Source organism: Kocuria sabuli, from assembly GCF_040981185.1.
Classification (GTDB): Bacteria; Actinomycetota; Actinomycetes; order Actinomycetales; family Micrococcaceae; genus Kocuria; species Kocuria sabuli.
In genome coordinates this window covers 1-769 of the sequence record NZ_JAVHZE010000069.1, presented here as the reverse complement: position 1 = coordinate 769, position 769 = coordinate 1, and the positions used below count along the sequence as shown (strand labels likewise).

Sequence of the window (769 nt, the reverse complement as noted above, 5' to 3'; positions counted from 1 at the left end):
CAGAAAAACGAAGAGGCTTAGTTTGATATAAGCCGAACGTGTTGATTGAACAGGGTTCATGGTTATCTTTCTCCGCACGCACGCCAGGTGCGCCAGCTATTGTATGTGTAGGGTTTTCGTGTTCAGCGTGAGAACCTGGCTCAGGCGATCGAAGGCCAGCGTCATCGGTGGCGGCAGGACAGAGGCCATCGTGGCCGTTACGGCACACGCCAGCCAGTGCGTACCGGGTTCAAGCACGGCGCCCAGGCAGGGGATCTCGCCCGGTGCAGCATGGAGAATGTGGCTGTTGGGAGCCGTCGTGACGGTCAGCGCGTGACGCTCGCAGAGCAGATCCACAATCTGGCTACACCCGGACAAGGTGTTCAGGGCTACCTCATGAGAAGCTTTACTTGTTTCCGCGAGTAAATGACGATTGATGGCGAATCCACCCTCGACGCTGTCGAGCGCGCGCTGGGTTTCAACCCGGTGGAGTCGGATGTGCCCCTGTTGATGCGGGATAAGCCAGGTCGTGACAAATACATCCGGCCAGGGTTGCCAGGTGCTGCGGAGCCAGGCGTCAGTCATGTCGACAGAGGTGCACTCGCGACGTCCGCGCCAGTAGTTGTCCTGCTCACTGAATATCAGCATCGAATCGCATGCCGCATGATTCAGGGCGTCATTTCCCCGCGTAAGCGTGAATCCAAAATGGCTGGAATAGGCAAACTTGCTGTATTTCGCCTCGAAATTGACGAAGTTATTACGATCGTACTGACCCGACATCAGCATCCAT

Annotated in this window: 1 protein-coding gene; it reads right to left on the bottom strand. The window is 56.6% G+C overall.

Going from position 1 to position 769, the window contains the following annotated elements; genetic code table 11:
* Window positions 1-96: 96 nt before the first annotated feature.
* On the bottom strand, window positions 97-769 hold a 673-nt coding region (locus tag RE027_RS17910; RefSeq protein WP_368809651.1), incomplete at its 5' end, for a DUF2264 C-terminal domain-containing protein.